The following is a 7,245-nucleotide window of genomic DNA, read 5'->3' on the forward strand; positions in this document are numbered from 1 at the left end:
GGGATTTTAAGTATCTAATTGCCTTGACACCAGACCTTTCAGTTTGTATTTTGTTTTTTCTATTTGTGTTAGAAATGAGGAGATAAAAATGGCCTATACTTTTATAGGTGGTATTCACCCGCTAGAAGAGAAAAGATATTGTTGTGATGCCCCTATACAACCACTCGAACCCCCTCAGGTCGTTTATGTTCCATTATCACAACATATCGGCGCACCTGCTCGATGCCTTGTAAAAAAGGGTGATCGCGTTCTTTTAGGCCAAAAAATAGGAGAAGCCTCCGGCTTTGTCTCATCGGCGGTTCATGCCTCAGTTTCAGGGAAAGTTAAAGCAATCGAGCTTCATTTACACCCGGTTTCCGGTAAACTAGAAACGATGGTCATAATAGAAAACGACGGCCTCGATGAAGCTGCTGCTGAAATCAAACCTCACGGTGAAGATTGGGAAAGCGCTACGCCTGAAGAAATCCGCGATATAGTCGCATCGGCAGGTATTGTCGGTATGGGCGGAGCTACTTTTCCTGCACATGTCAAACTTTCGCCTCCAAAGGATAAAATAATCGATACTGTATTGCTTAATGGTGCCGAATGCGAACCGTATCTTACCGCCGATCACAGACTTATGCTGGAATTTTCGAATGACATCATTCGCGGTTTAATACTGATCGCTAAAACCCTTGGGGCCGGAAAACTTGGTATCTGCGTAGAAAATAATAAACCCGATGCGATAAAAATCCTTCAGGAGCGCGCTAAAGATACTAATATCAAAATCTATCCGATGAAAGTCAAATACCCTCAGGGTGCGGAAAAACAGATGATATATGCAGTAACTGGCAGAGAGGTTCCCAGCGGGGGTTTACCGTTTGATTGCGGTTGTTATGTCCAGAATGTCGGAACTTCCAAGGCCATATACGATGCAGTTGCGAAAGGAACGACCCTATATCAACGAGTAGTTACTGTTACCGGACCAATATTGAAAGCACCTGCAAATCTAATGGTTCGCGTAGGGACACTTTATTCAGATCTGGTTAAGGCCTGCGGCGGGACTACCGAGGATATATTTAAGGTAATCAGCGGGGGTCCCATGATGGGCATTGCACAGGCAACCCTCGATGTTCCAGTGACTAAAGGAACCAGTGGTGTGCTTCTTTTCGGTTCTGAGGATGTCGAAATCAAACCAGAAATAGCCTGCATTAATTGCGCAAAATGTGTCGATGCATGCCCGTCCTTTTTAATACCTACAAGAATAGCGCAATACACAGAATACGGCGATTTCGAGATGGCTGAAAAACTTGGAGCACTGGATTGTATCGAGTGTGGAAGTTGCGCCTTCGTATGCCCCAGTGATAGAAAACTTCTTCAGTATATTCGAAGGGCTAAGACTCAAATTAAAGCCGACAAAGCCACGCAAAAATAAGGGGAGGAAAGGTGAGATTAGCCGATATTATCAAACCCGAAAATATTATTCTATCTCTTCAGGGGAATAATATTGAAGAGGTTATCGATAAGATGCTTTCGGTAGCCAAAGACGTGAATAAAGGGAATGTCTCCGAAATTAAAAACGAGCTTTTGCTTCGCGAAGACCAGATTGGAACCATGCTTGGTAATGGTATATTTTTCCCGCATGCAAGAGTTGGTGAAAAGGGACTCGTCAATGTTGCCTTAGGAATCAATCGTGATGGTATCAATCTTGAAACTCCCGATGGCAAACCGATTAAATTCTGCTTTATTGTTATTGCACCGTTTGAGAAAAACAGCCTCCTATTAAACTGTAGAGCTGCTTTCCTGAAACTTATATTAACGCCCGATCTATCTTCGAGGCTTTTTGAGGCCCAGACTCCAGAAGAGGTTTACTCGATCATCAAAGAAAGTAATATTAATGTTATCGAAACACTAATCGCCGCCGATGTTATGCGAAGAGATGTCCTGTCGATTCGGCCAGATTTAAGTTTGCGCAAAGTTCTCGAGTTGATGTTCGAAAACGAGATAGACACCCTTCCTGTTTCCGATGAGGATGGGAAACTCCTCGGGGTTGTCAGCGGCCAGGAGATCATTCGTATGGCTATTCCAAAATTCATTGATGGCCTTACCTCTTTAAGTTTTGTTAAAAGCCGAACCCCTTTCGACCAGATACTCTCGCGCAGAGATACCGTAAAAGCAGAAGAAATCATGGAAAAGGATTTTTTAAAGGCGCATTCAGATACAAGTCTTCTGCAGATTGCGCATATGATGGCAAGCTCTTCGGAGCAATTCGTTTTTATTGTCGATCCATATAACGATGGGAAGTTTGTTGGGCTTATCAACATACGAGAATTATTAACGACCATTCTAGTGGCTTAAACTGCTTAACTCTATGATACTTAATTGTTCTTTAAAAAAGTCAACCATACTGTTCTTCTTAGCGGCGGCGGTTTCGGCGTTAACCCAAATCCCAAGGGGCATAGTCGCCGATCCAGAATTTAAGATATATCCGTTTTTACGTGTGGTCGAGGGTGTATCGCTTCCTTTCGTTGAAGAAGCAAAGCAGAATCCATCGCCCTACTGGGATATTTGCACCGGTTTCTCATATGAATACTTGACAGTGGGCATTGCGGCGCGAAGCCACTTTCTTTCTTCGACTAGCGACAGCTTCTACCACCCGGAAACGGAAATCTTCACTGAAGGACACACGGCAATGCTCGTGGCTCATGTAGAAGGCAAGGCGGATGTTCGTCCTGTTCGTTTCGTCGCAAATATCGATATCGGCTCTATTTGGTTTCGGGAATTCGATTTTCAGCGGTATTCTTGGAGTCGATCAGTTTTACCGGTCATTGGACTCGGTGTTGATTTTAGGATACCTATTGTCGATAAAATATCGATTTGTACTGGAATTCAATATATGGCTGCATTCGAGGGCTTCGAAGTCAACGCAAAGGAATACAATTCAGTTCAGGCAACTATCGGTATGGTCTATGATGGGGCGATGGTGAAATGAAGTTAGTTGCGTCAATTGTAGTATTATCATTCTTATTGGCAGTGTTTCCGTGTCTATCGCAGACAGTTCAACGACCCCCTCGCCCCGGCGAAGAACCTGTTGGCCCTACAGATAAAGCGGTGCCCGTTTTAGATAGAGATTATCACAAAACCAAGAAGATCGAACCTAGCTTTGGAGGAAGCGCTGGAGTAATTATTTATCCAAGCGGCACAGTGTCTTCCATAAACGGTGGAATCAAATACGGAAAATGGGAATTAGGTGTGGAATTGGGTTATGTTGATTACGAACGGACATTTGCTGGTTCGAAGGTATCCTATATTAGCCCCGGAGACTCGACTATTTACGAGCGAGGTAGTTTCCTCAAACCGGCGCTATACGCTGAATATGAAATTGGAAGCGGTTGTTTTTCTATAGTTCCAAAAGCTAAACTAGGATTCGCAAATATGGTTTGCAGAAGGTATTACGATCACGATAGAAATGAACCTTCGAGATTTGAGAGAGATAGACTGATAAACTCATTTGGAGTCGATTTTCGATTCTCTCTAAATCATATCGGTTTTGCCCTCTGCGTAGAGTGGATAGCGATTAATCCGTGGTTTTATATTGTGCCGGAAGATTTCGGTATCGTTTCAACAGGATTAGCTATAAGTTATTGATTTACAAGATATTATAATAAATTAATTAGGAGTAAAGTTGTCCGAGAATAAGTTCATAGTCTCTTCTTCTCCCCATCTAAGAAGTGGAGTAAACACAAGTTCCATAATGTGGAATGTGGTGATAGCCTTGCTTCCGGCCTGGGTAGTCGGAATATACTATTACGGGCCCCGAGCTATCTGGCTTACACTATTAAGTATAATAGCCGCCGTAATCACAGAGTTCGCTATTCAGGCGATAAGAAAGGTCCCTTTTTCTGCATTGGATGGTTCTGCAGTTATTACCGGAATGCTGTTAGCATTTAATGTTCCTCCCGGAGTCCCTTGGTGGATGGTAATTATAGGGAGTGTAGTCGGTGTTGCTATAGGTAAACAGGCTTTTGGAGGCCTTGGTCATAACCCATTAAATCCCGCCTTGGTTGGAAGGGCATTTCTCATGGCTAGCTGGCCTGTCCATATGACAACAGATTGGATTTTGCCGCGCGGGGGGAGCCTTTCGGGTGCAATCGGCGTAGATGCCGTTACAAGTGCAACACCACTTACGGTTTTGAAACTTGCTAGAAATGCTATCTTAGACCCAGCATCATCTTCAGAGCAGATAGAAGCGGCGCGCACCTCGATTGAAGCTATCTATAGCTCATGGCCCCAAATGATGATAGGAAATATCGGCGGATGTATTGGCGAAATAAGTGCGCTTGCTATCTTGCTTGGAGGCATTTTTCTTATAGTTAGAGGTTTCTGTGATTGGCGCACTCCTATAACATATATCGCCGGCGTGGCGCTTCTCGGATGGATATTTGGTGGGACTCAAGGCTTTTTTACCGGTAATATGCTTTTCCAGATATTTTCCGGTGGGCTTTTCCTTGGAGCATTTTTTATGGCTACGGACATGGTTACCACCCCAATTACAAAAAAGGGTCGATGGATATTCGGTCTCGGTTGCGCGGTATTGACCGTTTTTATCAGAAGATGGGGCGGTTATCCCGAGGGGGTCAGCTACTCAATTCTCATAATGAATATATTCACACCCATTATCGACAGACACACAAGGCCGCGCATTTTCGGCCACAGCGCCAAGAAAGCGGGGCAGTGATATGAAAGACATCATTAGACCCGGTTTGATTTTAATGGCATACGGGCTAATCGCCGGTTTGGCCTTAGGCCTTGTAAATTCGGCCACAGCACCTAAAATAGCCGCTCAGGAAGAGGCAGCTAGAATGGCCGCTATAGAGGAAGTTATGCCAGATGCGGTATTATTTACCGAAGACAGTGCCGGCTCTGTCGATTACCTCGTCGGTTATCAAGACTCTGCGAAAACAAATGTCGCAGGTTATGTTATCACAGCATATGGGAACGGTTTCTCATCCACTATTCGCACAGTTGTCGGCATCAATAAAGATTTCACTGTCGAGGCAATCGAGATAGTTTGTCAATCGGAAACTCCGGGACTTGGCACTAAGGCCATAGAACAAGACGATCCCCTTAAAGAACCATGGTTCGAGAGACAATTTGATGGCCTATCCCCCACTCAACTCAAGGTTGATAAGGATGGTGGCCAGCTTAAATCTATCACTGGCGCCACAATCACTAGCCGTGCAATAGCGCGTTCGGTAGCCAATGCCGCAAAGAAACTGGAAACCGCTATTAAAGCAAAATCCCCAACCCCCACAGATACCATTCATAGTATTATGCCCGCCGCCAATGATTCACCCATAACCGAAGAAGGAGGTGTAGAATGAGTAAAAAAGGTTTCCTATCTGATATTACAAAGGGATTTCTTATCGAGAACCCGGTTCTCGTGCTTGCTCTCGGCCTCTGCCCTACGCTCGCTGTTACTTCTAGCGCGATTAACGGCCTAGGAATGGGCGCAGCAGCTACCTTCGTTCTTTTAATGAGTAACATTATCGTTTCGCTGATAAAACCCCTCGTACCACCGAAAATACGCATACCAATCTTCATAGTGGTCATAGCTACTTTTGTTACCATTGTGAAACTTGTCATGGCAGCATACACACCTGCGCTTTCGGATGCACTTGGAATATTTATTCCTCTTATTGTAGTAAACTGCATTATACTCGGGCGTGCTGAGGCTTTCGCCAGCAAACACGGAGTTCTACGCTCAGCTGCAGATGGCCTTGGTATGGGGCTCGGTTTCACTATAACTCTAGTCTTACTTGGAACTTTCCGCGAGATAATTGGCAACGGAAGTGTATTCGGATATAATATCATGGGCGCAAGTTATCAACCGGCCTTGATGATGATATTACCACCCGGTGCATTTCTCTCGCTTGCCCTTATGGTCGCCGGCTCGCGATGGATACTCGAAAAAACCTCTAAAGGAGGTAATAGCTAATGGCAAATCTATTAATCATAGCTATCGGAGCAATCTTAATAAATAACTTCGTGCTTTCGAGGTTCCTAGGGCTATGTCCATTCATCGGTGTTAGTAAAAAGACCGAAACGGCCATCGGGATGGGCATGGCGGTGGTTTTCGTAATGGTTCTCGCATCGGCTGTAACCTGGGTCATATGGACATACCTTCTTTCCCCGGGTGAAAGCAATCTCTTCTGGATTATCGCTAGAGCCTGCGGTAGCGAGGCATCGGCGCAATCCTTCGATCTACGGTTTCTTGAAACTATAGCTTTCATCTTGGTAATCGCATCGCTGGTACAATTTGTAGAATTGGTGTTAAAGAAGATATCCCCCGCGCTTTACGACGCATTGGGCATCTTCCTGCCACTGATAACTACAAACTGCGCCATTCTGGGTGTTGCAGAGCTTAACACGATGTCACTTAATTATGGTTTCATCGAGGCTGTCGTCCACGGTTTTGCCGCAGGCATAGGATTTACACTTGCCCTAATTATGATGAGCGGCATCCGTGAGCGGCTTGAGTTCGCGCCGGTTCCACACTTTATGAAAGGCCTTCCGATAGCATTCATCGTTTCTGGGCTTATGAGTATGGCCTTCCTTGGATTCAGTGGATTGAAATTCTAGTCAAGGAATAAATTTATTATTCGGTAGCGTTGCAATAAATAGGTCAATTTGTTTGTAGTTAGTTGACATAATCCTTACTTACTTTCTTTCATTGAATGAGCATTGAACCAGAGTTTAAGGAACGCCTTGCACGATTTATCTGTTTGGAACCCATCCATGTTCTTCAGTTTGCGTTCTAATGTCCGGTTCCAGGACTCGATAGCATTTGAATTGGATGGCAACGCCGGGTTTCTTTTGTAGGCGAGGAGAAGATCGAGATTCCTATCTAGCGACTTTAAAAACCTTTTATGATATGACGCCGGAAAGAACGATTTGAGCGCCAGAAGCTGCGACGACAAACCCTTTGCGCTTGGTGCGGAGGCTGCCACAAAAAGGGCATCGTTTTTTTTCGTTCTTCTCATGACACGAAGATAACTCTTTATAACTCGTTTGCAAGCAATTCATTAGGCCTCGTTAGAGACCCATTTATTGCAACGCTACCAGAAATTGAAATCCCGTAGGGGGCGGGTTTCCCGTCCCGTCATCGCAAATCGCACCGGTTTCAAAAAACGGGCGAGGGGACCTCGCCCCTACAAATTGACAATGCGAAATCGCCCGAAAGCGGGAGCACACAAGGTGTTCCCC

The 7,245-nt window shown here is 44.9% G+C and carries 9 protein-coding genes; 8 read left to right on the forward strand and 1 reads right to left on the reverse strand.

The features are described 5' to 3' along the window. The first annotated feature begins 88 nt into the window (after positions 1–88). The 8 genes from rsxC to KAH81_01025 are packed head-to-tail and all read left to right on the forward strand — an operon-like array spanning position 89 to position 6,621. Positions 89–1,414: an electron transport complex subunit RsxC gene (gene rsxC, locus KAH81_00990; GenBank protein MCK5832224.1), complete on the forward strand. Its 1,326-nt coding sequence runs from the start codon at positions 89–91 to the stop codon at positions 1,412–1,414. A gap of 11 nt (positions 1,415–1,425) precedes the next feature. Continuing rightward, a complete protein-coding gene (locus KAH81_00995; GenBank protein ID MCK5832225.1) occupies positions 1,426–2,337 on the forward strand; it encodes a CBS domain-containing protein in 912 nt (303 codons plus the stop codon). 13 nt (positions 2,338–2,350) lie between these two features. After that, a complete protein-coding gene (locus KAH81_01000; protein MCK5832226.1) occupies positions 2,351–2,971 on the forward strand; it encodes a hypothetical protein in 621 nt (206 codons plus the stop codon). Further along, positions 2,968–3,627: a hypothetical protein gene (locus tag KAH81_01005; GenBank protein MCK5832227.1), complete on the forward strand. Its 660-nt coding sequence runs from the start codon at positions 2,968–2,970 to the stop codon at positions 3,625–3,627. The genes KAH81_01000 and KAH81_01005 overlap by 4 nt, the downstream gene beginning before the upstream one ends. A 37-nt stretch (positions 3,628–3,664) precedes the next feature. Further along, complete coding sequence (locus KAH81_01010) at positions 3,665–4,717, forward strand: RnfABCDGE type electron transport complex subunit D (GenBank protein ID MCK5832228.1); 1,053 nt, start codon at positions 3,665–3,667, stop codon at positions 4,715–4,717. A gap of 1 nt (position 4,718) precedes the next feature. Next, positions 4,719–5,363 (forward strand): RnfABCDGE type electron transport complex subunit G, encoded by a 645-nt coding sequence (locus KAH81_01015; protein MCK5832229.1) that lies wholly within the window; start codon positions 4,719–4,721, stop codon positions 5,361–5,363. Further along, positions 5,360–5,977 (forward strand): electron transport complex subunit E, encoded by a 618-nt coding sequence (locus KAH81_01020; GenBank protein MCK5832230.1) that lies wholly within the window; start codon positions 5,360–5,362, stop codon positions 5,975–5,977. Before KAH81_01015 ends, KAH81_01020 begins: the two co-directional genes overlap by 4 nt. Then, positions 5,977–6,621: an electron transport complex subunit RsxA gene (locus KAH81_01025; protein MCK5832231.1), complete on the forward strand. Its 645-nt coding sequence runs from the start codon at positions 5,977–5,979 to the stop codon at positions 6,619–6,621. Before KAH81_01020 ends, KAH81_01025 begins: the two co-directional genes overlap by 1 nt. A 74-nt stretch (positions 6,622–6,695) precedes the next feature. Here KAH81_01025 and KAH81_01030 read toward each other — a convergent pair whose 3' ends face one another. Then, on the reverse strand, positions 6,696–7,022 hold the full coding sequence (locus KAH81_01030) for a hypothetical protein (GenBank protein ID MCK5832232.1): 327 nt from the start codon (positions 7,020–7,022) through the stop codon (positions 6,696–6,698). Between the last annotated feature and the right edge of the window lie 223 nt (positions 7,023–7,245).

Source organism: bacterium, assembly GCA_023145965.1.
In the GTDB taxonomy this organism is placed as follows: Bacteria; UBP14; UBA6098; order UBA6098; family UBA6098; genus UBA6098.